At 69.2% G+C, this 24,598-nt stretch carries 24 protein-coding genes; 9 read left to right on the top strand and 15 right to left on the bottom strand.

Going from position 1 to position 24,598, the window contains the following annotated elements:
* Positions 1-77: 77 nt before the first annotated feature.
* From OG472_RS10125 to OG472_RS10085, 9 genes are all read right to left on the bottom strand, one after another.
* Positions 78-1,121, bottom strand: a complete 1,044-nt coding sequence (locus tag OG472_RS10125) for a hypothetical protein (protein WP_405829098.1) — start codon at positions 1,119-1,121, stop codon at positions 78-80.
* Positions 1,121-1,645, bottom strand: coding sequence for a hypothetical protein (locus tag OG472_RS10120; protein WP_405829097.1), 525 nt, complete (start codon positions 1,643-1,645; stop codon positions 1,121-1,123). Before OG472_RS10120 ends, OG472_RS10125 begins: the two co-directional genes overlap by 1 nt.
* A 63-nt stretch (positions 1,646-1,708) precedes the next feature.
* Complete coding sequence (locus OG472_RS10115; RefSeq protein ID WP_405829095.1) at positions 1,709-2,416, bottom strand: hypothetical protein; 708 nt, start codon at positions 2,414-2,416, stop codon at positions 1,709-1,711.
* The gene (locus tag OG472_RS10110; protein WP_405829093.1) at positions 2,413-3,096 is read right to left on the bottom strand and encodes a hypothetical protein; all 684 of its coding nucleotides are present in this window, start codon (positions 3,094-3,096) and stop codon (positions 2,413-2,415) included. Before OG472_RS10110 ends, OG472_RS10115 begins: the two co-directional genes overlap by 4 nt.
* Before the next feature lie 179 nt (positions 3,097-3,275).
* Positions 3,276-3,977: a hypothetical protein gene (locus tag OG472_RS10105; protein ID WP_405829091.1), complete on the bottom strand. Its 702-nt coding sequence runs from the start codon at positions 3,975-3,977 to the stop codon at positions 3,276-3,278.
* Entirely contained in the window at positions 3,974-4,978 is a 1,005-nt protein-coding gene (locus OG472_RS10100; protein ID WP_405829089.1) for a hypothetical protein, read from the bottom strand. The genes OG472_RS10105 and OG472_RS10100 overlap by 4 nt, the downstream gene beginning before the upstream one ends.
* Before the next feature lie 193 nt (positions 4,979-5,171).
* Positions 5,172-7,697: a phage tail tip lysozyme gene (locus OG472_RS10095; protein ID WP_405829087.1), complete on the bottom strand. Its 2,526-nt coding sequence runs from the start codon at positions 7,695-7,697 to the stop codon at positions 5,172-5,174.
* A gap of 57 nt (positions 7,698-7,754) precedes the next feature.
* Positions 7,755-9,056 (bottom strand): hypothetical protein, encoded by a 1,302-nt coding sequence (locus tag OG472_RS10090; RefSeq protein WP_405829085.1) that lies wholly within the window; start codon positions 9,054-9,056, stop codon positions 7,755-7,757.
* Positions 9,057-9,194: 138 nt separating this feature from the next.
* Positions 9,195-9,587: a hypothetical protein gene (locus OG472_RS10085; RefSeq protein ID WP_401612939.1), complete on the bottom strand. Its 393-nt coding sequence runs from the start codon at positions 9,585-9,587 to the stop codon at positions 9,195-9,197.
* A 443-nt stretch (positions 9,588-10,030) separates the two neighbouring features.
* Between OG472_RS10085 and OG472_RS10080 the strand changes: the two genes are divergently transcribed.
* On the top strand, positions 10,031-10,537 hold the full coding sequence (locus OG472_RS10080) for a helix-turn-helix domain-containing protein (RefSeq protein WP_401612941.1): 507 nt from the start codon (positions 10,031-10,033) through the stop codon (positions 10,535-10,537).
* Positions 10,538-11,169: 632 nt separating this feature from the next.
* Positions 11,170-11,331 (top strand): hypothetical protein, encoded by a 162-nt coding sequence (locus OG472_RS10075; protein WP_401612943.1) that lies wholly within the window; start codon positions 11,170-11,172, stop codon positions 11,329-11,331.
* A gap of 505 nt (positions 11,332-11,836) precedes the next feature.
* Here the strand turns inward: OG472_RS10075 and OG472_RS10070 are convergent.
* Positions 11,837-12,565 (bottom strand): transposase family protein, encoded by a 729-nt coding sequence (locus OG472_RS10070; RefSeq protein WP_405829083.1) that lies wholly within the window; start codon positions 12,563-12,565, stop codon positions 11,837-11,839.
* 74 nt (positions 12,566-12,639) lie between these two features.
* Positions 12,640-13,179, bottom strand: coding sequence for a GNAT family N-acetyltransferase (locus OG472_RS10065; RefSeq protein WP_405829082.1), 540 nt, complete (start codon positions 13,177-13,179; stop codon positions 12,640-12,642).
* 1,554 nt (positions 13,180-14,733) lie between these two features.
* Between OG472_RS10065 and OG472_RS10060 the strand changes: the two genes are divergently transcribed.
* Positions 14,734-15,078 carry a hypothetical protein gene (locus OG472_RS10060; protein ID WP_401612947.1) on the top strand — a complete coding sequence of 115 codons (345 nt, stop codon included), beginning with the start codon at positions 14,734-14,736 and terminating at the stop codon, positions 15,076-15,078.
* Between the two features lie 212 nt (positions 15,079-15,290).
* Here the strand turns inward: OG472_RS10060 and OG472_RS10055 are convergent, their stop codons facing one another.
* Both OG472_RS10055 and OG472_RS10050 read right to left on the bottom strand, forming a co-directional pair.
* Positions 15,291-16,169 (bottom strand): undecaprenyl-diphosphate phosphatase, encoded by an 879-nt coding sequence (locus OG472_RS10055; protein ID WP_401612949.1) that lies wholly within the window; start codon positions 16,167-16,169, stop codon positions 15,291-15,293.
* A gap of 48 nt (positions 16,170-16,217) precedes the next feature.
* Positions 16,218-16,946, bottom strand: coding sequence for a TVP38/TMEM64 family protein (locus OG472_RS10050; protein WP_401612951.1), 729 nt, complete (start codon positions 16,944-16,946; stop codon positions 16,218-16,220).
* A gap of 49 nt (positions 16,947-16,995) precedes the next feature.
* Here OG472_RS10050 and OG472_RS10045 point away from each other — a divergent pair, with 49 nt between their 5' ends.
* The 4 genes from OG472_RS10045 to OG472_RS10030 all read left to right on the top strand — a co-directional run bounded on the left by OG472_RS10045 (position 16,996) and on the right by OG472_RS10030 (position 21,023).
* A complete protein-coding gene (locus tag OG472_RS10045) occupies positions 16,996-17,712 on the top strand; it encodes a DNA alkylation repair protein (protein ID WP_405829079.1) in 717 nt (238 codons plus the stop codon).
* Positions 17,713-17,981: 269 nt separating this feature from the next.
* Complete coding sequence (gene tuf, locus OG472_RS10040; protein WP_401612955.1) at positions 17,982-19,163, top strand: elongation factor Tu; 1,182 nt, start codon at positions 17,982-17,984, stop codon at positions 19,161-19,163.
* Positions 19,164-19,262: 99 nt separating this feature from the next.
* On the top strand, positions 19,263-20,108 hold the full coding sequence (locus tag OG472_RS10035) for a patatin-like phospholipase family protein (RefSeq protein WP_405943163.1): 846 nt from the start codon (positions 19,263-19,265) through the stop codon (positions 20,106-20,108).
* A 123-nt stretch (positions 20,109-20,231) separates the two neighbouring features.
* Entirely contained in the window at positions 20,232-21,023 is a 792-nt protein-coding gene (locus OG472_RS10030) for a spermidine synthase (RefSeq protein ID WP_401613102.1), read from the top strand.
* Between the two features lie 114 nt (positions 21,024-21,137).
* On the opposite strand, the gene OG472_RS10025 is transcribed toward OG472_RS10030, so the two are convergent.
* Positions 21,138-22,463 (bottom strand): MFS transporter, encoded by a 1,326-nt coding sequence (locus OG472_RS10025; RefSeq protein ID WP_401612957.1) that lies wholly within the window; start codon positions 22,461-22,463, stop codon positions 21,138-21,140.
* Between the two features lie 69 nt (positions 22,464-22,532).
* Positions 22,533-23,540 carry a hypothetical protein gene (locus OG472_RS10020; RefSeq protein WP_405829076.1) on the bottom strand — a complete coding sequence of 336 codons (1,008 nt, stop codon included), beginning with the start codon at positions 23,538-23,540 and terminating at the stop codon, positions 22,533-22,535.
* 96 nt (positions 23,541-23,636) lie between these two features.
* Between OG472_RS10020 and OG472_RS10015 the strand changes: the two genes are divergently transcribed.
* Positions 23,637-24,089 (top strand): DUF4442 domain-containing protein, encoded by a 453-nt coding sequence (locus tag OG472_RS10015; protein WP_405829075.1) that lies wholly within the window; start codon positions 23,637-23,639, stop codon positions 24,087-24,089.
* A 222-nt stretch (positions 24,090-24,311) separates the two neighbouring features.
* Positions 24,312-24,512: a type II toxin-antitoxin system VapB family antitoxin gene (locus tag OG472_RS10010; RefSeq protein ID WP_319722615.1), complete on the top strand. Its 201-nt coding sequence runs from the start codon at positions 24,312-24,314 to the stop codon at positions 24,510-24,512.
* Positions 24,513-24,598: the final 86 nt, after the last annotated feature.

Raw genomic sequence — 24,598 nt, 5'->3', positions numbered from 1 at the left:
ACTCGCTACCGATGCACTACGGCCCCGGCTGCTGTCCGCCAGCACCCGGGGCCGCGCACGCCGTGCCTGATCCGTCCTCAGGAGCCCAAGCCCTGCTCGTCGTCAACGCCGAAGTCCAGATCGGCCGCACGCTGGGCCACCTGGAGCTTGCGCTCGTCCAGGCTCGGGACGGGCTTGACCTCACGTCGGCGTGTCTCCTGCTCCTCCGCCTCCAGATCGGGATCCAGGTTCAGGTCGCGCTGTGCCTCACGGGTCGGGACCGAGGAAGCGGCCGGCACCTTCTGCTCTTCAGCCCTGTGCAGCGGTGCAGCCACGCGCTCCCGGTAGAGGTTCTCCGTGGTGCCCTCGGTGCTCGCACGCTCGGTCTTGTACTGCTCCCGTTCGGCGGCGATCTCCGCCTCGATCTGCCGCAAGCGTGCGTTCATGCCGTCAGCGACCGGCGCTGCCTCAGGCACGGGCGCTCCGACGACATGCTTGACCTCGGTGTCCAGGCCCAGCTCGTCCTCGGTGAACAGCGGGTTGATCGCGTCCGAGCGCGACTTCAGCCCACGTGCATCGACTACGGCCTCGGCCCGCGGGACGCCGTTCTTGGAGTGGTCGGCGAAGTAGCCGGCGAGGTCATAGCCGCTGGACTCGAGATCGATCTCCAAGCCCCCGATGCCGTGGACCTGGGTGAAGACCACGGGCACATCGCCTTCGGTCTGCACCTCCGACGGAGCGAGGACAAGCATGTCCGCCGTGGCCGGCAGCTCCCACTCGATCCCAGTGACCTGCTCGGGCACGGTGAAGCCACTCGTGAAGTATCCCTTGCTGGCCAGCGCCACCAGCTGCTGGTCGTCGAACTCGTAGAAGGCGTCCACCTTCTCGCCCTGGCCGGGGGAGTAGGTCACCTGGGAGATACCGAACGGCAGGGCCTCGGCCGGGGTGACCGAGCGCAGCTCGCCCCTCATGTGCAGATACGGGCGATAGTTCTCCTCCTCGCCCCGATGCTTGAGGTCGAGCGATTCGACCATGACGCCGAGCTCGGCGACCACCCCCTCCAGCCGGTACGTCTCCACTCCTCGTTCACGCAGGACACGGTGGGCCCATACGTCGTTCATCGTCAGTCCTGCGGTACGCATCACTTGCTCCTCTTGCGGTTGGTCTTGCTCTGGTTGGCGGTCCTGGTCGTGGACTTCGGTGCGACGTCGGCCCCGGTCGCCTCGCCCTGGGCGTCCTGGATCTTCGCGATCATCCGTGTTGCCCAGCGCCACATGCCGCGCATCACGGCGATCTCGCCCGCGGCGAGCAGTGCGACCAGGAAGAGGAGCGGCATCAGCCACATGGCGATGGTTCCATCCGCGCTGAGCGCACCCTGGGATGCGCCCGACCGCTGGTGCAGCCATGCGCCCAGCAGCGGGAGGATGACCACGGCCGTGATGAATGCCAGCAGGTAGTCGGCGAGAAGGACGACGGCCCGGAAGAACCCCGCCCACACCGCGACGGAGAACCTACCGGCCTGATTCTTCGGAGCCAGGCGCCGCCATCCGGTGCGCAGCTTCGAATCCTCGTGCTCCTGCTCAGGCTTCGCCGTGGTCTTCCTCGCCGCCGCGGCCGTGCTCGTCGGGACAGTCGTCTCGGTCTTCTCCAGGGCCTGAGTCGACATGTTCGTGTCCTTACGTCTCGTAGGGGTCTTCTGGGGTGCGTGCCGAAACGGTGGGCGCTTCGCTCACCGTTTCGGGGAGGGCTGTTCCTCGTTGGTGCCGACGAGGGCGTCGCGGGTCTTGCTGGAGGCCCGATAGGCGTCCAGCGACGTCGCCGTGCCGTCCTGAGAGGTGGAGTAAGTGAGGACCACGAACTCGCTCTTGGCAGCGCTGCTCTGATCCGGTCCGACGCGGACCGGATCGAGACGGGCCACTGCCGTGTAGGAGTAGTTCAGGCCCTGCACCCGACTCACATGAACGTCCAGATCAGCAAGCGCGTACGTCGTCCCGGCGCCCTTCGTGGCTCCGGTCGCAGTCATCCACTCCGGCACGAACTCGGTCAGTACCCGGGACTCGTGGTCGAGGAAGCCGTAGCGCGTGTCGAGTAGCGCCTGCTGCTCCTTGACGGTCCGGCTCGACGCCGAGCTGTCCGTGAGACTGAGCAGAAGGGACCGACCCGTCGTCCGGTCACGGTTCACCCGCTCGATGTCCACGCCCGGCAGCTGGGCCAACAGCGCCGTGTGCTGTGCTGCGAGCTCGGTCTGGGCGTCGCTGAGGTTGCCTTCGAGCTTCTGAACAACCGCGTTGTCCTGGATGTCCGACGCAGCCGGACCGTCGCCGAGCAGGCTGGCTCCGAGTGCGACCACCGAGAGCGCGAGCAGCCCGCCGGTGCCGCCGAGCAGGATCCTCCCGGCGTGCAGGCGCAACTTGTCCTTGATCTCCTCCTCCTTCACGGTGCCGCCACCTCCTGCTTCAGAGCCTCGCCCGTAGCCGTTGTACCGGTCTGGATGTTCACGAACGCGTTGCGGACCAGGTCGTAGTCGGCGCGGGCCCAGGCCAGCACCGCCGGCTTCTCGCCCGCACCGGTCCTGGTCTCCATCGCCAGCCAGGTCACCGCGATGGTGCCGTCGTCGTTGACCAGGTAAGGCACCTGGACGGCCCACTCAAAGCCGGAGTTGAAGCTCATGGGGATCCCGACGCCGGCTGGTACGTCCTTGTCGCTGGCGAGCAGGTACCACGGGCCCAGGTCCTTTTGGTGTACCGAAGGGGCGAAGTAGGGGATGAGATTGCGTAGCGTCGACTGAGACGTCGCCGCGTCGAGCTTGCCGCCGTCTGCCGCCACGTGGGGCGTCAGGTAGCGGTAGTCGCCCTGCAGCTTCGCGACCTGACCGGCCGCCGTCAGGGCCGTGGTCAGACCACGCTCGGCGTCGTCGGCCTTCGGTAGCGCCGCAGTTTTCGCCTTGGTGATCCTGATCTGCTCCTGCAGAGAGGACATCTTCGGTACAGCCGTACCGCGCACCGCGCTCTGGCCGTCGGAGGTTCCTGCGGAGAGTACGAAGCACAGCAGTGCGGCCACACCCATGCTCAGGCCGGCCGCAAGGGTGGGCTTGCGCAGGCTGCCCGCGGGCTCCATGCGCTCAGGAGTGTCCGCACCCTCCTGCGAGGACCCGGACGTCGCGACGAAGCGCGTCTTGCGTACCGCGGACCCGCTCGACTCGTCGGTCTGTGTCGACGCCATTAGCCCTCAACTCACCGTTCCACTCGAATATCAGCATGACTCTATCAGTGAGGCGAGTCGAAAGGGAGTCTGAGTCATTTGGAATGGCGAGTCTCGCCGCTCGCTGGCACGCCGGAGAGGTTCGAGACCTTGCCCTGGGCGTCGACCGTGACGAAGAGCAGCGCGCGCCGGTACGCCGTGACACTGGCTTTGCTCGCCTTGTTCTGGGACGTCGCGTCGGAGGTGACCTCGACGTCGGCAAGGACGGCGTAGGTGTAGACGCCCGCCTTGGCGTCGATGACCTCTATGTCCGGATCCGCGCCGAGGGCCGAGTTCAGGCCAACCGTGTCGATGTAGTAGTAACGCCGCCCTTGGGAATCCTCGTTGAACCTCGACGGGGGCATGAACGACTTCAGGAACATCTCGTTCTCGGTGAGGCCGAACCGACTCTTCAGGCTCTCGCGCGCAGCCTCGTAGCTCTGCCCCGAGTCCCACGTGAAGACCATCGAGAGCAGCGACCTGATGCGCTCACCGTCAGTGCTCAGCCGGCTCTGGCTGACACCCAGGGCCGCCATAACGTCCGCGTTCACCTGCTCAGCGCGACTCTTCTGGACTGCCATCAGGTGTCCCTCGACATCGTTGATCTGGGCTTCCTGCTCAACCAGGGTCGCGTGCTGGCTGCTCCAGGTCGCTCCGCCGACCGTCGCGACGACCGCGAGGACCGCTGCCGTCCCCAGGACCGTGAGGTTGCGCCGGAAGAATCCCCGCCGCGTGGGTGCTGCCGTCTGCTCCGTCATCGCTTCCCGCTCTCCTCCTGTGTCCCCGTGCCACTGAGCTCTGTCCCTGTGCCGCTGAGTTCGGGTACTCCGGACCCGGCCGGCATCTTGACCGCCGGGTTCTCGTACTGGGCCCCAGCGGCGGTTACCACGAGGGCCAAGTGGTCGAAGGCCCCCGCCGTGCCATTGCGCACGTAACGCGCGCTCGCCCAGGCGAGCACCTCGCCGCTCGTCGTATCCCGGCACAGCCAGACGACCCTTGCCTGGTTCGTCGCGCCCGAGCCGCCCTTCACGCTCAGATCGGGCGTCACCGTCTCGACCTTCCATGCGTACGTGCTCGGGTCAGCTGCTTTCTCGCCGTCGTAGCGGATGTACCAGGCGTGGCGCGGATCGATCTCGGTGGTCGCATCGAACGGCGTCAGCGACGAGGTGCTGTACGCCTCCTTGTCACTGACGAGGAAGGAGTCCTTGCCGAACAGCGGCGCCAGGTCCCGTCGGTGCTCGACGATTTCCAGCGTGGCCTGGTTCGGAGCCCCGTTGTTCGGGCTGGGCTGGACGCTGGCCTGGTGGTACAGCGTGGCGAAGGTCTGCTCACCTGCCGCGACCTTCTTCGCGTCGGCGGCTGCCGCCTCGGCGAGCTTTGACAGCTGCGCGCCGGCGTCCGCCTTCACGGGCGTGGACTGGGCATCGTCCAACTGTTCCTTGAGCCGGACGATCCGGGCCTCGTTGTCCGCTGTGGTCGCCTTGAAGCTCTCGCCGGTCACGCCCGCAGCGACGACCAGGGCGAGGATCCCGGCACTCATCACCGCGGTGACGCCGCGGCGGAGCAGGCGCGCGTTGTCCGCTGGGGCGCGGGCCTGGCCCTTCTCGCGCTGGCGCGTCATCCAGCCCGCGAAGCGCTCTTCGAGCTCTACTCCGGTGACCTTCGTGTACGTCTTCGATACCGCGGGCTTCTCCTCGGGCATCGACTCGCTCTCCTGCTCCGCTCCGGTGCTCTCGGACTCGTCAGGGGTTGTCGTCACGCAACGCTCCTCACTCCGCATTGCTCTCATAAACGAACCAAGCCTATACCGAAAGCCATTCATGGCCGAGTCTGAATCCATTCAGAAAGGGCGTCGAAGGTGGAACTGGCGCGCGGACCTGACTCGGACACGAAGAAGCCGGTGCCCGGATCGCCGAGCACCGGCTTCTTCCTCCCAGGTCAGATGCTGCGCATCAGGCCTTTTTGATCTTGTCGGAGGTGAGCATCGCATCCGACATATCCACGAACTTCCAGCCCTGGGCAGCCATCCGCGCCGCGCTGTCGACGCGGACCCGGCCCATGTAGGCGCAGTAGCCGGCCTCACCGAGGATGACCTTGTCCCCCTGGACGCCGAGCACCACGAGGGTGTGGCCGACGGGAGTGGATCCCGGCCCGGACCCGACCGAGTAGGGGACAGGGGTCGACTGCAGCGTCTTGCCGGTCTCCCTCGCGATCGTGTAGGCCGTCTCCTTGCCATCACCGGACGGGTAGGCCTGGAACGTCGTGTACTTGTTCACGAAGTAGGTGGAGAAGCTCACGCAGTTCATTGCGTGGTTGTCGCCGCAGGAACCAGGGCCGCCGCCCGGACCGTACCGGTCGTCGAGGAACTTGTCCCCCTCCTTGTTGAAGAGGTCGACGAGGGCCTGGGCCTCCTCCTGCGTCATCCCGCCGTCCTTCGGCGAGACGGAACCGCCGTCCGTGGAGGTGCAGTTTCCCAGGATCGTGTTGATCCCGTTCGCTATGTTCTCGATGATCCCGCCGACGATGTCCTCGACGCCACCCACGATCGAGCTGTCGACCGACCAGCCGCTCATCTTGCCGAACCACATCTCGGCCTTGTCGCCTCGTGCAGCGATCCCGGCCGCGCCGTCAGCGGAGCGCTCCCAGTTCTCGTGAAAGTGCAGCGCTGCCGCACGCGGCGAGCCCTGCGACTTCCTGAGCATGTCCTTGAAGACCGCAACGTCGCCCGGGTTGTCACCATCGACCATGAAGGCCAACTGGGCCCTGATCGTAAACCAGTCGACGCCCTTGCCCTGCGCGTACTGGCGCAGCAGCGTGTTGCGGCCGAACGTCCACTGCCCAAGACCGATGCCGTTGTCCGTGTTCTGCGCGGCGCTGGCCTTCGCGGCGGTCATGGCATACGTCCCCGTCGGAAAGTTCTGCACACTCGTCGGGTCGATCCCAGACTCCTGCGACCAGTTTCCGAGGATGCCCGCGATGTTCGCCTTCGGCATCCCCCAACTACTGAGTACCGAGTAGATCTCCTTGGCGTTCTTCTCCACATCCGCCGGGACGGTGGCACCGGAACCGTTGCCGACGCTATCCGCGTTGACGACGCACGCCGCCCTGTTCGCGTTGATGCCGCCCTCGGTCAACGCCGTCGAGTTGAGGACACCGGCCAAGACCGTGCCCAGCAGGGCCACGGTGGCGGTCATCGCGACCGCACCCGACATCGCTGCCGCTACAGGGGCCATCGTCGCAGTGACGGTGATGCCCAGGACCGCGCCGGCCCCCTTGGCTATAAAGCTGCCGATCGCCATGAACGGCGCAGCGATCGCATGACCAACCGTCTTAATGATGTTGACAATGAGCGCCCACAGCAGCTTCCCGGCGTTGACGGCCATCGCCATGGCTGCGAAGAACATGGACTTGAGCCAGTTCAGTAAGGCCATGGCCATGATCACGCCCATGGCTGGCGGAGCAGCAGCCGCACCACCGCCGACGGCGACGCCCTTGGCCGCCTTCGAGCCCAGGCCCTCGCCGTCCTTCGTCGCACCGCGCTCGTAGCCCGTGCCGCCGACACCCAGCTCGCGCTGGTCGGCCGGCTTGGCGTCCGGGCTGCCGCCGGTGGCCTTGGACACGCCCTTGACCGCGTCCTGGGCCCCCTCGACAGCGACGTTCTTCGCTGCGCCAACGGCGGCTCCCGGAAGCCCGCCAGCCTGTGCGCCGGCCACGGCACCGGAGACAGCGGCTCCCGCGTAACGCCCGGCGTTGCGACGGGTCGCGCTGCTGCCGTCTCCTTCGATCGCCTTCTGGGTCGCGCCTCCGGCCAGGTTCCCGGCGACGCCGTTCATACCCTGTTTGAACGTCGCCCCGGCCTTCGCGGCCCCGGAATTCGCGGCCTCGGTATTCGTCGCTCCGGCCTTCGCGGCTCCGGCCTTCGCGGCCCCGGTATTCGTCGCTCCGGTATTCGTCGCTCCGGGATTCGCGGTCCCGGTATTCGTCGCTCCGGTAGTCGTCGCCCCGGGATTCGCGGCCTCGGTATTCGTCGCTCCGGGATTCGCGGCCCCGGCCTTCGCGGCCCCGGCCTTCGTCGCCCCGGCTTTCGTCGCCCCGGCTTTCGTCGCTCCGGGATTCGCGGCCCCGGCCTTCGCGGCCCCGGTAGTCGTCGCCCCGGCCTTCGTCGCCCCGGCCTGCGCAGCCCCAGCTGTCTTGCCTGCGGTGCCTGCACTGTCCGGTATCTTCGACCCAGCCTCCGACATCTTCGGCGCAGTGTTCGCCGTGTCCGATGGGCCAGAAGGGCCGGAAGAATCAGCTTCCCGCCCCGGGAGCTGCTTGGGCACGGTGGCCTTACCCGAAGGAGGCTTCTCGATGCCCTCCTTATGGCCGAGGCTCTTGGTCCCGCGACCCTGCCGGGGCATCCGCTGACTCACCGACGCGTCCGGCTGGTCCTTCGTCGTCCCCTTCTTGGAGCTCCGATTCGGTTGGTCGGCGGCCATGCTGTTTTCCTTTCCGGCTCAATCCAGGTAGCAGGGTGCGACACTTCCTCGCCGCGCTCAGTGGAGCGTCGTGAGGAAGTCCTTGTCGTCGCGAATGGTGCTGTTGGACTGCACGTCCCGCAGACTCACGTCCAGTCGGAGTAGGTCGAGCGAGAGATCCGACTGGTACTTGGACTTGTTCCTTGAGTAGTTCTGATACGCCTGTGAAAGGTTGTTCATGATGTTCATGAGCGGGCGCATCGTCACGTCAGAGGACTGGTAGTCCTTGGTGAGGCTGGTGCCATCCGAGAGAATCCACTGCATGTCCGAGACCTGCTGACTCGTCGGATCTGAGCCCTCGTCACGCTTCTTGGTGAAGAACTGGGCGTAGCTCTGTCCGGCTGGCGTCAGGGCATCGAGGTAGCCGTCGTAGACGTTGCCTGTGCGCCAGTTGAGGTCGAAGCCGCCGGGGGCGACGTGCTTGGTCTGCAGCGCCAGCGTCGGGACACCGTCCTTCGCCTCGGCTGCGGAGACGCCCGTGATCTTGTCGGTGGCGATCGAAGCCGGAACGGTCGGCGGACGCAGGAACAACCCGTCGATCTTCGTCGTCTGCAGGTCGGACGTGTAAGACCGAATCTGCGTCAGATTCGCGCGCATCTCGACGAGCTTCTGGTCCAGGGCGTTCCTGGCCTCGGTCTCCTTCCCCTTGAGTGCGACCCCGTAGTAGGCCTGCGCGGGATCGAAGGTCGGAGCGTTGAGCGCCGCGATTTTCTGGACCCCGGACGCACCGGGGTTGAAGAAGACCCGCCACTGGTCGTACTTGGAGAAGGTCTCGTCGCCGGCCAGCTTGCCGCTCTGCTTCTGTTCCGCTCCGGGCGCGGTGAGTTCGGCATTCGCACGGACCGTCAGATTCAACACCTGACGGTCGAAGGGCCGGTCAGCGTTCAGGAGGACCCCGATGTAGCCGGTCGAGCCGAAGGCGTAGAGGGAGCCCTTGATCCCGCTGGTGCTGACCGGCTCGCTGTTGAGCGAGGTGTCCGACCCGAGCAGGAACGCCCTGTAGTCCGCGGCGTTGTACGAGATCTGAGCGGTCGGGCTGAAGTGCATCATCACGAGCGCCTTGTTGCCGCTCTCGTTGGTGTAGACCCCGTCTACGGTGCCTTCGAGATTCGTCTTCGACGTTCTGAAGTCGCGGGTGTACAGCGCCGTCTGCGACAGCGAGTCACGCTCCGCCTGGTATGCCGAGACCCCTGATGCGCCGATCGAGATCGCGCCCGTGACCGCGAAGATGCTGAAGAACACCCCAAAACGCTCGATCGCGTGGTGCGAGTCAAGCTTGAACTTCCTGCTGAAGGCCAGCGCCTTGTCCTTGATCCCCATGTTCTGCTCTCTTTCGCGCGTGCACCGTGCTGCGAGCCCGGATATGGCGAACCGGGTCGGAAGAGGCCTTGCACCTCAACCGACCCGGTTCGCTCGATGCCTTTGTCACCGTTCGTGTGCGCGGTCTGTGACGGCCCCCTACTTGGAAGGGCCGCTCAGGAATCCGCTGACCTGGTCGACGGTCCGCACGATCACCGTGGCGCCGCCGAGATCCGTAATGGTCTGCTGGCCGCCGGAGCCGATCGTCGAGATCAGCGTCCACCCGCCGGTGCTCAAAGCTCCGCCGACGAGGATGAGGAGCGCGATAGTGCCCCAGCCCTGCTGTTGGCCAGCGGACTGCGGGTTGGCCATCAGCTTCTTGATCAAGAGCACGCCGCCCCAGACCAGGCCGACAACACCGAGCAGCATGAGTACAGAGCCTCCCCAGAGCTGGACCTGGGACTTGGCGTTCGTCAGGAAGCTGGTCAGGTCCCAGGCGGCGCTCGGCAGGGATGCCTGTGTGAGGACGGCTGCCCCGTAGGTGTTCGGCATACTTCTTTCCTCTCGCCTTTCGATTCATTCAGTGGCGTGACATCGAGTCGCACCGCAACAAGCGCAGACTGCCTGCCGTGGCAGGTGGTGATAGGAGCTGAGGCGATCGATGACGTCCATCGACGCCTCTTGTCGACTCGTATACGTGTGCATCTTGAGTGGTCAATCTACACCATTCGAATGGTGGAGCGTAGGGGTGCACCAGGGTCTGTCGATAGACGGCCGAAAGAGGCTCGGAAACGAGGCGAATCGGCGTCGCGGCGCGTGGTCGTAGAGGTGGCGCGTGGCCGTGGAGGCGCGGCGGAGGCCTGTGGAATCCGCAGTGCGAGATGTGTAATGTGCCGCTCTAGCACTGCTGCGACGCTGGCTTGCTCGGTTCCGAGGTGGGCCGCCCCCACCTACCCCCGTCGATCGCGATCTCGACCAGGAAGTGTCAAACCGCCATGAATCCACTGCCCGGTGACCTTTTCGCCCGCCGGCTTCGCCAAGAGCGCGAACGCCTCGGCATCAGCCAGGCAGAGCTAGCGCGCCGTATGGCCGCACTGCTTGGCACGAACGTTGACTCCACCGCCATCACGCGCATCGAGCAGCAGACCCGTGCGGTCAGGCTCGACGAGGCGGTCACCGCTGCCGAGGCTCTCGGGGTTCCGCTGATCACACTGGTCAGCGACAACTACGCCCGGGAAAACGAGGCTGAGATCCAGAAACAGCTCGCCGAGCTCGCCATCGCCGAGCAGGAGCAGGAGAGGCTGCGGCAGAAGATCCACCGGATCACCCAGACCATCCAGCAACTCTCCGCCGAGCGGGAGGCCTTCCGCTCTCACGCGCTGAGCGTCCCTGAAACCGCCGGCGACCACGAGCTCGACCCTGAGCCCCAGGCCTCTCTCGATGTCCGGATGCGTGTTGTCCGCAACAAGCCGGCCGGAGAGGGGACAGGCCTAGGCGCATGACGCTGCTGCGGGCGGCCGGGTTGAACTTCCGGTCGCAGACGTTCACCGTCTCGGTTTCCGCCACCGGCCGGCCTGCACGATCTCCTCGGTGCTCGCGCCGTTCCGCCTTATCCGGGTGACATGACCAGCCCGCAGACTGTGGAAGTCGTATGCCGACGGATCCCTCCCGGCCCCTCCCATGTGCTGGTGCGGCATCGCGTGCAGCGCGTCGCCGCTCACGCCGGTCGTGTGGATCCGTGCGTCCCTTCGAATGGGGGGCGTCGCCCGCGGCAAGGAGTGGACGACCAAGGTCCGCTGCTGATCAGCCCCGCGTGGCCGGCGGCGTCGAAGACGTGCGCGTCGAGTCGGCGCCCGTACGAATGCCGCATGATCGTCCGCCGACGCCCATGGGCATTTCATGTAGTAGAGGCCGCCACCAGTGCGCCCCACCGGTGAACCGTGCACGGCGCGCAGGTCGATGGTGCCGGCTCGGACGGCGTGACAGCGGCGTCGAGAAGCACATTGTCCTGGTTGGCCTTCGGCTGGCCGTGGGCATAGATCCGTCAGATGTAGTAGCCCCAGGCCGTGCAGGCGCACGGCCGCAGTGTCCCGCATCGCCGAGACTGTCGGGTGGTGCAGATAGGATCGTAGGTATGGGAATTGACTGGGAAAACATACTCGGCACAAGCGGGAACGGCCTCGACGAGGCATACGACAGGGCGGTCTCCTCGGCCCTCTATGGCGAGACCCAGGAGGACGACCGTCAGCCACTCCCAGTCGGCGAAGAGTTCGACGACACAGATGGCCTGCGCTGACCTGAGGGCGCACACAGAAACTGCCCGATGAGCCGGGGTTCTTGTTGGGCTTGAGCGCGCCACGGGTAGCGATCAGAGATGTAGTCAATCCAACGCGTGAGGAGATGGCCACCCGGGCCTGCGTACCCGGAGTGCAGCCCCCGGTCTCCCAGGACTGGGCCCGAGCGTTCGGCTCGCTATTCGTGACCTTGGCAGTCGCTGGGCATTGCCCTCGCGGTCAGTTCTTCCCTCGGCTGCCTGTGCCTTCTAGGTGGCAACGCCGTGCTCATGCGTTTCCGGACGATGCCCGAAGTGACGAGTAGCCGCACGATAGGGCTTGGGATGTGCTGGCCTGGCGGTTCGACTCAGGGGTGGATCAGCAGGCCGTTGCGCGGACACGGTCGGGTTCCACGCTCGGCCTGCTGCGGGTTGGGCGCTTGGCGCTGCGGTCGGAGACCAGGGCGCCGATTGCGGCGATGACCTCGGGCAGGTCGTCGCGCTCGCCGGTCCAGCGTTGTAGCGACCGTCACTGCTCGACCTCTGTGTTGGCATGCTCGACCGTGATCCGCCGTTGGGGTTGGCGGCGGAACGCATGGCCGTAGAAGTTGCGCTCGGACGGCCCGGCGTCCGTCGCTGGCTTCCTCGGCGGGGCGCTGACCTGGCCGGGGAAGTCGCGGGCCAGGCCGGCATAGCCGGAATCGACTTCGGCTTTCACGTTCGGGTGCAGACGCAACTGCTCCTCGCGGCCCTCGGTGCGTACTGCAGTGACATCGTGCGTCCGGCCTGGGCGGATCGCCCCGAGCCACAGCTCCCGACCCTGCTCGTCGCTGATCATCGTGACTTTCTCGGTGTTCTGCTTCATCTTGCCCGACACGAACGCCTTACGGCCCGGCCGCCCCGCCTTCGGGCGGCGTACCTGCACTTCGGTACCGTCGATCCGCAGCGTGATCCCCTCGCAGACCGCCCGGTCGATCGTGGAGGGCGAGACTCCGAACGGCGCCGCGAGCACCCTGTGCGACAGCGCCCAGCGCGACACCACCAAGGTCACCAGCACCCGTTCCACGAGGACCAGTTGGTGATCCGGCCCAGCCCCGGCCGCCCGCAATCGGCCATGGCCACGCCGCTTGGTCAGCTCAGACTCTCGGGCTGCGGTCCACGGCCCGGCCAACTCGGTGATCAGTGCACCCAGGTGTTCCTCCGAGATCCCGCACAGGGCCGAATCAGAACAGGCCGCGCGGGCCCAACTCGACTTCACACCCCAGATGATCCCGCGCGGCTTTTGCCTCGGACACCAGAGCGGCTGCCGGAGCCTGACCACCGACGCCCCGATCATTCAGGCCCGGGCCGGTGCGCCCATTCCTGGTCGAGGATGCTGAAGACTTCGGAGTCACGCCAGCCGTCCCGGATCAGCGCGGTGTGCCGGTGTCGACCCTCGTGGGTCATGCCGAGCTTGCCCAGCACCCGGGCCGATGCGACGTTGCGAGGATCGCAGGTCGCATAGATCCGGTGCAGTGCCATCAGCCCAAACCCTCTGCCGAGAAGTTCCCCGCCGATGGCTGTGCCCACGCCTCGACCCCACACCCGAGGATGTACGAGATAGGAGATCTCGCCCTGACGGTGGGCCAGGCTACGGACCTTCAGCTCGCCGATACCGACGAGTTCACCGTCGAGGCAGGCCGCATACACGAATCTTGCCTGCGGGGACTGCAGCCGGGCATCCACCGCGCCTTGGACGAAGTCCCGCGTCTGTTCCTCGGTGTTCGGCCCCCACGCCTGGTAGCGGCAAGCCTCCGGCAGGCTGGCGAAGGCATGCACAGCGTGGAAGTCACTGACAACGAGCTCGCGCATAGTCACCGAGTTTTTGATCACGAGCCGATCCTGTCAGGCCGGAATCGCCGAATACCAGCACTCAAGTCGCGGGGCTCCTACGCGATCAAGGTCGCGTCATGATCGTGCGGCTACTCGTAAGCCTGCGCGCGCTGACCGACGGGGCGACGCCGACCGGAGGAGCCTGGATCGGCAGCTGGGCGGCACGCACCCGAGCCCTGGTTCGTACCCCTGAGTCCTTTGGCTACGAGGACTGGTGCGACTCGCGGGGTCTGGGCGGCACGCCAACGTGATCAACTCGGCGCCGACATCACCAGTTCGACTTCAGTAGGACCCGCCCAGTCGGCGGGGTGCTCGTGCGTTACGCCGCCTTGACCATGTCGGCCCGGGTGGCTTTCTTCCACTCAACCAGGAGCCGTTGGTACTCCGCCGCGCGCCGGTGTGTGTTGGGATCCTCCATGAGTCGTCGGATCGCCGTGTTGATCCGCGCAGCAGCAGGGCGCAGTCGATCGTGAGGCCTGGCGGGCGAGGGCATGGATGGATCGTACGGGCCCGCACCGACAATGGCCGCTGAGCTCCGCCCTCGATGGCGCAACTCGGCCGACTCCTCGGCGGGGTGGTCCCGGCGAAGGCGCGGACGGGCAGGCGAGGCCCGCCGCTACGCCCCCGCGGAGGGCTCAATGCGGGATGCTGTCGATCAACTCGCGCCCTCCCCCTGACGAAGAAGGGCGGCGAACTCGTCCTCACAGAGACGGCGCGGAGCGTGGGGTGTGAGTTCCAGGCCAAGCAGTTCGAGCGGGCCGGCTACACGGTGACCTTCCCGTGGCCTCCCCAGGGCACTCGGAAGCGGGGCGTGATGATCGTGTCCCGCCTCGCCACGAGCCCGCTCCGGCTAGCCGTTGGACCACCTTCCGCACCGGGTGGCCACCGTGACCGCGGAGACCGCCACGGGGCCCCTGGAGGCCCTCGAGGTGTACGTGCCGTCCCGCGAGCAGACGGAGGCGAAGGCCTCCAGGAAGCACACGTTCCTGGAGGGCCTGGCCGCCGCGCTCCCCACCGGGGAGGCGGCCACCGCCTGGTCCTCGGGGACTTCAACATTCTGGAGCCGGAGCACGTCCCGGAGTACCGCACGTTCCAGGTGTGGGAGTACGCGTTCCCTACCACGCCCGCGTCTCCCGGTCCCTCGCACGCCACGTAGAGGACTGCCCGGTACGTGTATGAGCCGCGCACCGGCGAGGACCGGCTCACAGACCGGTCCACACTGACGGTCTCCCTGGCAATCCACACCACGGCGCCGCTGAGAGTGACCGACCTGGCCGCCGCGGACGTCACGGCGTCGGCGCTGTTCCAACCCGAGAAGATCGGCATGAAGGTTGAGACCCGGGAGCACGTGACGCGGCTGCGGAAGTGGCTCGACACGAACGCGGCCCGACGTTGGCGGAGGACGCCTGGCTCCTGCGCATGCTCAAGATTTCCGAGGAGCTGGGGGAGGTCGCGGAGGCCCTTCACGGGACGCTTGGCGTCAACCCGCGCGAGGGTGCGTCCCACGACAGGGGAGACCTCGCGTAGGAACTCGCCGACGTCATCGTGACGGCCATGGTCGCCCTGGACACCGTGAGCGGGGACGGCACGGCGGTGGTGGAGCACCGGCTCCAGGGCCGCGCGCCGGATGAGATCACGGCGGCCGGGGACATCCGGCTCCTCCAGGTCCTCGCGATCAACGGGGACATGGGGGAAGGCGCCATCGCCGTATACGGGGCGCTGGGCACGGGTCCGCACGGTGAGGCAGTCGAGGTGACGCACACGTGGGAGGGCGTGGAAGCGCGCCTCGGTCGGCTCATCCGCAAGGCCGCCGCCGCGCTGGACGACGTCACCGGCGATGCCCGGGACAGGGTGGATGAGCGGCTGCGTTTCCTCGCGGCGCGGCCTGGGCCGGACTGAAGCTCAGCTGACCCGCTCTACCCTCTGTACGGAAGGGCCCGCACGGCTTGCCGTGCGGGCCCTTCCGTGTCATCCCTCGCTTTGCGGACGCGCACGCCGTAGGGGGAGTGCGTCCCGCCTCCCAGGTGGGAGACGAGTGGGAGATGATCATGGTGTGGTGATGCAGTCAGGCGCTGGGAAATGCTAGATGGTGCTACATGTGCGGCCCGGGATCAGGACCCGGACTCACCCGCGTGCGGGCTCAGCACGTCCGTGCCGATCAGCACGAACAGGAGGATGCCCAGGAGGATCCGGTAGATCACGAAGGGCATGAAGCTCTTGGTCGTGATGAACTTCATGAACCACGCGATCACGGCGTAGCCCACGAAGAAGGCGATGACCGTGGCGAAGATCGTCGGACCCCACGAGATGTGACCCGGCTCCTCGACCACGTCCAGGATCTCGAACGCGCCCGAGGCCAGGACGGCCGGGATCGCGAGGAGGAAGGAGTACCGCGCCGCGGCCTCACGGGTGAAGCCCAGCAGCAGACCGCCGGAGATCGTCGCGCCGGACCGGGAGACGCCCGGGATCAGGGCCATCGCCTGGCAGGCGCCGAAGATCAGGCCGTCCTTGACGCTGAGCTCCTTGAGCGTCTTGCGCTCGCGGATGGCGCGGTGCCGGCCGCCCTCCTCGTCGCGTGCGGCCAGCCGGTCGGCGATGCCGAGCACGATGCCCATCACGATGAGGGTGGTCGCCGTCAGCCGCAGGTCACGGGCCGGGCCCACGATCGCGTCCTTGAAGACCAGGCCGAGGACGCCGATCGGAATCGAGCCGACGATCACCAGCCAGCCCATCTTGGCGTCCTGCTCCGAGCGCAGGGCCTTCGTGTACAGGGACCGGAACCAGGTGGAGATGATCCGCGCGATGTCCTTGCGGAAATAGATCAGGACGGCGGCCTCGGTGCCGATCTGGGTGATCGCGGTGAAGGCCGCTCCTGGGTCGTGCCAGCCGGCGAATGCCGCGGTCAGCCGCAGGTGGGCACTGGAGGAGATCGGGAGGAACTCCGTAAGCCCCTGGACGAGACCGAGGATTAGGGATTCGAACCAGCTCATGTCGGGGTGCGCTCGTCCTTGTGATCGTCGGGCAGTTCGCGTCCGATGCTAGGGCCCGTGCGAAGTGCCGCTGACCACTGGGGGGTGCTGGGGCGTCAGTTCGTACGCGGAATCCCGGGAACGCGGGGGTGCCAGGCGGTGCCGCTTGCGCCAGGCGACGGCTCCGGCCGCCACCACCGATACCACGATGAAGCCGAAGGAGACCAGGAAGGCGGGCGAACCGGGGGAGGAGGCGCTGGCCCCGGCGATCACGTACGCGGTGGTGTTCGGCACGACGCCGAGCGCCGTCGCGAGGAGGAAGGGTCCCCAGCCGCAGCGGGACACCGCCGCGCAGTAATTGGCCACCACGAAGGGCACGCCGGGAAAGAGCCGGACGGCGAGCATCGAGCGGAAGCCGTGCCGGCTGAGCTGGCCGTCCGCCGCCTCGATCCAGCGGCCGCGCAGATACGGACGCAAAGCCTCCTGGCCCATGATCCGGCCGAGGCCGAAGGCGATCGCGGCGCCGAGAACGGTGCCGCCGACTGCTGCGACGAGGCCGAACTGGGTGCCGAAGACCGCTCCCGCGGCCAGGTTCAGCAGGGGGCGCGGTACGAAGGCCGCCGCGCACACGCCGTACGCGGCTGCGAACAGCAGGACCGCCGTGCCCACCGGGAGGCCCGGGGGCCAGCCCTCCGAGAGCAGGCGCTGGGGCTCGAACAGCAGCACGCACACGCCGGCCGCCACGAGCAGCACGACGAGCAGCGACAGCCGGGTCCACGGCGCGAGGAGGAGGGACATCCCGGGAGACTAGCCGACGTATGCGGCGTCGCGCCGTAATCTGGGCCTCATGCCGTCGAACGACCGGCGACCCCCGAGGGTTCCCGACAGTGCCCTCGCGGACACCCTGCTGGACCGGCTGACCAGGACGTACGCGGCAGCCGCCGACCCCGCGCGGGCCGAGGCGATGACCGCGTACATGAAGGGCGCCGCACCCTTCCTCGGCATCCCGACGCCGCTGCGCCGGGAACGGTCGAAGGGCGTGACCAGGGACACCCCCAAACCGTCGGAGGCGGACTGCGCGGCGCTCGCGCTGCGCTGCTGGCGGCTCCCCGAGCGCGAGTACCACTACTTCGCGGTGGACTACCTCCGCCGCCACGTCTCCCGGTGCTCCTCCGGCCTCCTGCCGGTGGTCCGGCACCTGATCGTCACCGTCCCCTGGTGGGACACCGTCGACCTGCTGGCCGCGCACGTGGTCGGCCCGCTGGTGGCCGCCGACCCGGAGCTGGCGGAGGTGATGGACGAGTGGATCGAGGACGAGGACCTCTGGCTCGCCCGCGCCGCCCTGCTCCACCAGCTCCGCTACAAGGCCGCCACCGACGCCGGGCGCCTCTTCGCCTACTGCCGCCGCCGGGCCGGCCACCCGGACTTCTTCCTGCGCAAGGCCATCGGCTGGTCCCTGCGGGAGTACGCGAAGACCGACCCCGGCGCGGTGCGCGCCTTCGTCGAGGCCGAACGCGGCGTCCTGTCCCCGCTGTCCGTGCGCGAGGCGCTCAAGAACCTCTGAGGGCCCGCCGGTTCAGCGGTAAATCATTCGACGGGCCCGGGGCCGTCCGGCAGGATCAGGGGCATGTCCCGGTTCGCCTTCCCCGCAGCGCCGTCCGCAGTCGCGGACGCGCCGAAGGCTGCCGCATTCGCCTTTCCCGCAGAGGCCTTCGCCGCATTCGACGGCGCACGAAGCTGACCCTTCCCGGATCGTCCGGCGGACCCCGCAGGGGGAGGGTCGGCTCGGTTCAGGGGTCCCGGACAGGCTTCGAGCAACGGGATGAAGACATCATGGCCAAGACGGCCTTCGTGCGGACCAAGCCGCACCTCAACATCGGCACCATGGGTCACGTCGACCACGGCAAGACCACCCTCACCGCCGCCATCACCAAGGTCCTCGCCGAGCGCGGCGGCGCCTCCTTCGTGCCCTTCGACCGCATCGACCGGGCCCCCGAGGAGGCCCGGCGCGGCATCACCATCAACCTCACGCACGTCGAGTACGAGACCGACACCCGGCACTACGCCCACGTGGACATGCCCGGTCACGCGGACTACATCAAGAACATGGTCACCGGGGCCGCGCAGCTCGACGGGGCGATCCTCGTCGTCTCCGCCCTCGACGGGGTCATGCCGCAAACGGCCGAGCACGTGCTCCTCGCCCGGCAGGTCGGCGTCGACCACATTGTCGTCGCGCTGAACAAGGCCGACGCCGGGGACCCCGAGCTGACCGACCTGGTCGAGCTGGAGGTCCGCGAGCTGCTCACCGCGCACGGCTACGGCGGGGACGCCGCGCCGGTCGTACGGGTCTCCGGGCTCGGGGCGCTGGAGGGCGACCCGCGGTGGACCGGGGCGATCGAGGCGCTGCTGGACGCGGTGGACACGTACGTGCCGACGCCGGTGCGGTACACGGACGCGCCCTTCCTGCTGCCCGTGGAGAACGTGCTGACCATCACCGGGCGCGGGACCGTCGTGACCGGAGCCGTCGAGCGCGGCAGCGTCCGCCTCGGCGACCGCGTCGCGGTCCTCGGCGGCGACGGCGAGCCGGCCGAGACGGTCGTCACCGGACTGGAGACCTTCGGGAAGCCGATGGAGTCCGCCGAGGCCGGGGACAACGTCGCGCTGCTGCTGCGCGGGGTCCCGCGCGACGGCGTGCGCCGCGGGCACGTGGTGGCCGCGCCCGGCAGCGTGGCGCCCAAGCGGCGCTTCACCGCGCAGGTCTACGTGCTCTCCGGGCGCGAGGGCGGCCGTACGACCCCGGTCGCCACCGGCTACCGGCCGCAGTTCTACATCCGCACCGCCGACGTGGTGGGGGACGTGGACCTTGGCGAGGCCGGCGTGGCCCGGCCGGGGCAGACGGTCACGATGACCGTCGAGCTCGGGCGGGACGTCCCGCTGGAGTCGGGGCTCGGCTTCGCGATCCGCGAGGGCGGGCGGACGGTCGGCGCGGGAACCGTGACGGCCGTGCTGGGGTGACCCGGCCGGCCCGAGGCGGACCCCTCTGTGGTGACGGCGGAACTGCTGCGCCAGACTGCCGTCACCACAGGCATGTGCGAAGCAGAGGGGCGGGCGGCGATGGGCGGCGACACGGCACTGGTGCTGGGCGGCGGGGGACTGACGGGCGTGGGCTGGGAGTGCGGAATCCTGTACGGGCTCGCCCGCGCGGGCGTCGACCTCACCACCGCCGACCTCGTCGTCGGCACCTCGGCGGGCTCGGTGGTCGGCGCCCAGCTCACCTGCGGGCAGCTGTCCGTGCAGGAGCTGTACGAGCGCCAGCTCGGCGACGCCACCGGGGAGATCGCCGCCAAACTCGGGGCCGGTGTCATCGCGCGGTACGCCCTCGCGATGGCCCGCTCCCGCAGCGCGACGGCCTACCGGCAGCGGGTCGGCGCCATGGCGCTGGCCGCCGACACCGGCGCCGAGGCCGATCGGCGCGCGGTGCTCGCCGCCCGGCTGGTCTCGCACGAATGGCCCGAGCGGCGGCTCGTCGTCACCGCCGTGGACGCGCTCACCGGCGAACCGGCCGACTTCGACCGGGAGAGCGGCGCGGGGCTCGTCGACGCGGTCTCGGCGAGCTGCGCCGTGCCGGGGGTGTGGCCGCCGGTGACGGTCGGCGGACGGCGGTTCATCGACGGAGGCGTCCGCTCCGCGACCAACGCCGATCTCGCCGCGGGGTACGCCCGCGTCGTGATCATCGCGCCGATCGCGCTCGGCTCCGGGCTCGTCCCCTCGCCGACCGCGCAGGCCGCACGGCTGCGGGAAGCGGGGGCGCGGGTCCTGGTGATCAGCCCGTCGGCGGAGGCCCGCAAGGCCTTCGGGCGCAACGTGCTCGACCCCGCCCGGCGGGACCCCGCGGCGCGGGCCGGCCTGGCGCAGGCGGCGGAGCACGTCGAGGAGGCGGCCGCGGTCTGGTCCGCCTGAGCCGGCCCCGGTGCGGTCGCGCCCCCTGGCCGACCGTCCCGTTGCGGGCCGCCCGACAATGGTGGGGTGAGCGACGAACAGATCCCGGTCGTCCGGGACGTGGGCCAGGGCACTGCCAAGCTGATGCCGGACGTGGACGCGGAGCGGGCCTGGCTGCTGACCGTCGACGGGTCCCCGCAGTCGTATGTGGACCTGGACGATCCGCAGCACCTGGAATTCGAGTACGTACGCCGCCTCGCGCACGTCCTGGACTGCGCGGCGGAGCCCGGGCTCCCACTGGACCTCCTGCACCTGGGCGGCGGCGCGCTCACCCTGCCCCGCTACGCGGCCGCGACCCGGCCGGGATCCCGGCAGGCGGTCGTGGAATTCGACGCGGGCCTGGTCGAGCTGGTCGCCGAACACCTGCCGCTGCCGGAGGGGTCCGGGGTCACGGTGCACACCGCCGACGCCCGGGCCTGGCTGGAGGCGGCGCCGGCCGCGAGCGCGGACGTGGTGGTGGCCGACGTCTTCGGCGGCTCGCGGGTGCCGGCCCAGCTGACCTCGGTGGAGTACGCGCGGGCGGCGGCGCGGGTGCTGCGGCCCGGCGGGCTGTACGCGGCGAACCTGGCCGACGGGGCGCCGTTCGACTTCCTGCGGGCGCAACTGGCGAACTTCGCGGAGGCGTTCGGGGAGCTGGCGCTGGTCGCGGAGCCGGGGGTGCTGCGGGGGCGGCGGTTCGGGAACGCGGTGCTCCTCGCGTCCGACGCCGGGATCCCGGTGGCTGCCCTGGCTCGGCGGTGCGCGGGTGACGTGTTTCCCGCGCGGGTGGAGTACGGGGACGGGCTGGTCCGGTTCATGAAGGGCGCGGCGCCGGTGGCCGACGCGGACGCGGCGCCGTCCCCGGCTCCGCCGGAGGGTGCGTTCTCGGTGGGGTAGCCGGCGTGCTGCCGCCGCGTCCCTGGGCCCGGGCCTCAGTCGCCGGCCGGGCTCAAAGATCGGGGCTCCGCCCCGGACCCTCCCCCAGACTCCGTCCGGGGGGACCCCCGCGCCTCAAACGCCGGCGGGGCTGGAGGGCGTGGCGGTTGAGGGGGTGGCTGGGCTGGTGGGGGGTTTGGGGAGGGAGGTCGGTTTGGATCTGCGGGTCATGTGGCGGACGTCCGGGATCAGGAGGACCAGGGCCGTGGCCAGGACGACCAGGGCCGCGCAGCCCCACAGGGCCTGGGTGCGGCCGAAGGCCGATTCGGCCGGGCCGGCCAGGGCGGTGGCCAGCGGGAGCATCGACACGGAGCCGAACCAGTCGTAGGCGGAGACCCGGGAGAACTTCTCCTCCGGGATCTCCTGGTGCATCGTCGTCATCCAGCTCACGCCGAAGACCTCGATCGCGGCCCCGCTGACGAACATCACCGCGCACAGCCCCCACACGGGCAGCGGCACGGCGAGGCCCGCCGACGGCAGTGCCAGCGGGAACACGCACAGCGTGCCGATCAGCAGCAGCCGGCGCGGCTTCCACACCATCATCAGGACGGCCCCGGCGATGGTGCCGACCCCGAAGAAGGCGAGGGCCACGCCCCAGGGAGCCGCCCCGCCCAGCCGGTCCCTGGCGACCAGCGGACCGTAGACCGCCTCCGCGGCGCCCACGACGGCGACGACGACGGAGAACTGGAGCACGATGCTCCACAGCCACGGGCGGGTCCGGACCTCCGTCCACCCCTCGCGCAGGTCGGCCAGCAGGCCGCCACCGGGGGCCCGGCCGGGGACGTGGCTCACGTCGAGGAACGCGCGCAGCACGCCCGCGACGGCGAAGGCGGCTGCGTCCACGGCCAGGACCCAGCCCGGGCCCATCGCGGCGATCATCGCCCCGCCGAGGGCGGCGCCGCCGATGCCCGCGCCGTTCATCGCCATGCGGAACAGCGCGAAGGCCCGGTTGGAGTTCTCCCCGGAGACCGTGGACAGCAGCATGCCTTCGGCCGCGGGATTGAAGAAGGCGGTGCCGGTGCCGCACAGGGCGGTCAGCAGCATCATCTGCCACAGCCGGGGGTCGCCGGTGAGGACGAGCAGCGCGAAGGCGGCCTGCGAGAGGCAGTTCAGGGCGTTGGCCGCGACCATCACGCGGTGGCGCGGCAGCCGGTCGGCGACGGCGCCGCCGATGAGCAGGAAGAGGACGAGCGGCAGCGTACGGGCGGCCGCGACCAGGCCGATGTCGCCGCTGGACCCGCCGGCCTCCATCACCGCGAAGGTGGCCGCGATGAGGGCTCCGTGGCTGCCGAGGTTGGTGACGACCGCCGCGCCGGTCAGCAGGGAGTAGTTGCGGCCCGCCCAGTCGGGACGACGGCGGCGTGCGGGCGGACGGGGCGCTGCGGCGGGGGGAGAGCTCACCCCCGGACTATCCCCGGCCCGGGCCGGGAATCCAAACGGATTCCCGGCCAGGGCCGGCTGAGGGGGAGATCAGCCGGTGGAGAGCCGGATGGAGCTGAGCATCTTGTCGGAGACGTCGGTCGGAACCTCGTCCTTCACGCCCGCCGCGCCGACGATCACGAAGCTGGCGAAGTCACCGACGGCGTTCTTGAAGGCGAAGCCGATGGCCTTGCCGTCCGAGGAGCACTTGTTCTCCTTCTTGACGTTCGGCGCGGTCGCGACCGCCGTGTGGCCCTTGATGCCGGAGGCGGTCGTGTAATCCTTGGGCTCGCTGACCTTCACCGTTCCCTTGGGCTCCTTCTGGGCGTACGCCGCCCAGACCCAGGTGCCGGTGTTGTCGGTCGCCACCTGGGCCGTGTCCTTGGCGCCCTGGGCACCCTTGACGCCGGTGTCGGCGAGCGAGTACTTCTCCATCGTGCCGTCCGCGTTCTTGTCGACCGTGCACCACTCGTTCTTGAGGGTGGCGGTCCCGGACATCGTGACGACCGGCTTGCCGTCGGCCTCGTCGTGGATGGAGAGGGACACCCCGGAGTCGTTGACGTTCCACTCGGGGGGTACGTCGTAGGCGACGTTGTACTTGGTGTTGACGACGACCTTCCAGCCCGGGATGACGGGCTGCATGCTGCCGCCGGCCCGCGGGTTGGCGCTGCTGCCGGCCGGGGCGGGTGCCTCGGTGGCCGGCGGGGAGCTGGCCGCCGGCGGCTTGTCGTTGGCCTCGGTCTTCTTGTCGTCCCGGGTGAACACGTAGGCGCCGGTCCCGGCGGCCGCCACGATGACGGCGGCCGCCGCGACGATGGCCACGGTCTTGGTCGAGTACGGGCTCCCGCCGCCGCCCGGGGGCTGCTGAGGCTGCTGGGGCGGGCTCCACTGCTGGCCGGGAACGGCTGCGGGCGGCTGGTACCCCGGCTGCTGCGGGTATCCGTAACCGGGCTGCTGCTGGTACGGGTTCGGCTGCCCCGGCTGCTGCTGGTACGGGTTCTGGTGCGCGTCCTGGGGGTTCTGTTCGCCCCCGGGCGGCTGCTGCTGTCCTGGCCACATGGCCGGTAACGATAGTGGGAGCGGACCACGGCAGCCACGGCCGCCCCCTGGCGAGCTCTGGCCAAGGGCATCTACTCGCGGGTAACATCGCCGTCCATGAGCGCAGATCAGATGAACGTGGGCGAACTGCTCGCCGCGACGGTGCCGATGGCCCGGACCCTGAACCTCCAGTTCCTGGAGACCACCCCCGAGCGCGCGGTCGTCCGCCTCCCGGACCAGCCCGACTTCCACAACCACGTCGGCGGCCCGCACGCCGGCGCCATGTTCACCCTGGCCGAGTCCGCGAGCGGCGCGATCGTCCTGGCCGCCTTCGGCGACCAGCTCACGCGCGCCGTGCCCCTCGCCGTGAAGGCCGAGATCGGTTACAAGAAGCTCGCCAAGGGCGTCGTGACCGCCACCGCCACCCTCGGCCGCCCGGCCGCGGAGGTCGTCGCCGAACTCGACGCGGGCGGCCGCCCCGAGTTCCCGGTCACCATCGCCATCCAGCGCGAGGACGAGGCCGTGACCGGCGAAATGACCGTCGTCTGGACCCTGCGCCCCAACGCATAAGGTCCCGGCGCCGCTGCGAAGGCCCCCGCCTCTGCCGGACGGGGGCCTTTTGCATGCCGCCGCGGCAGAAGGACGCACCCGCGGGCGGGCGAGCAGGGAGCCCGCAGGTCCCGTCGGCCGGACGAGCCGGCTGGAGGAGCCGCCCGGACGAAGGGGCGGAACCACGGAATCCGCAGCCGTGCGGCGGCTAGAGTCCGTCGGACGACGATGGAGGGAGCGCCCGTGGCCAAGGTCAACATCAGCCTCGATGCCGAGCTCGTGGTGGAGGTGATGGTGCTCGCCGGGGTCGGCTCGCCGCAGGACGCGGTGGAGGCCGTCGTACGGGACTACATCGCGCGCGGGCACCGCACCGAGGCACGCGTCCAGCGCCAGGACGAGCCGCGCCGGACCGCCGACACCATGCCGCCGCTGCCGGAGGGCTGAACCTGCGCGTCCGCGGTGGCGCGTCTCGGCCGGGCCCGCCGGCGCGCGGCGCACAGTGGGCGGGGGAGCGGTCCGGCGCGGGCCGC

Origin of the sequence: Streptomyces sp. NBC_00207, from assembly GCF_045160965.1 — a bacterium.
Taxonomy (GTDB): Bacteria; Actinomycetota; Actinomycetes; order Streptomycetales; family Streptomycetaceae; genus Streptomyces.
The sequence above is the reverse complement of the archived record's forward strand: the minus strand, read 5'-3'. Positions and strand labels throughout refer to the sequence as shown.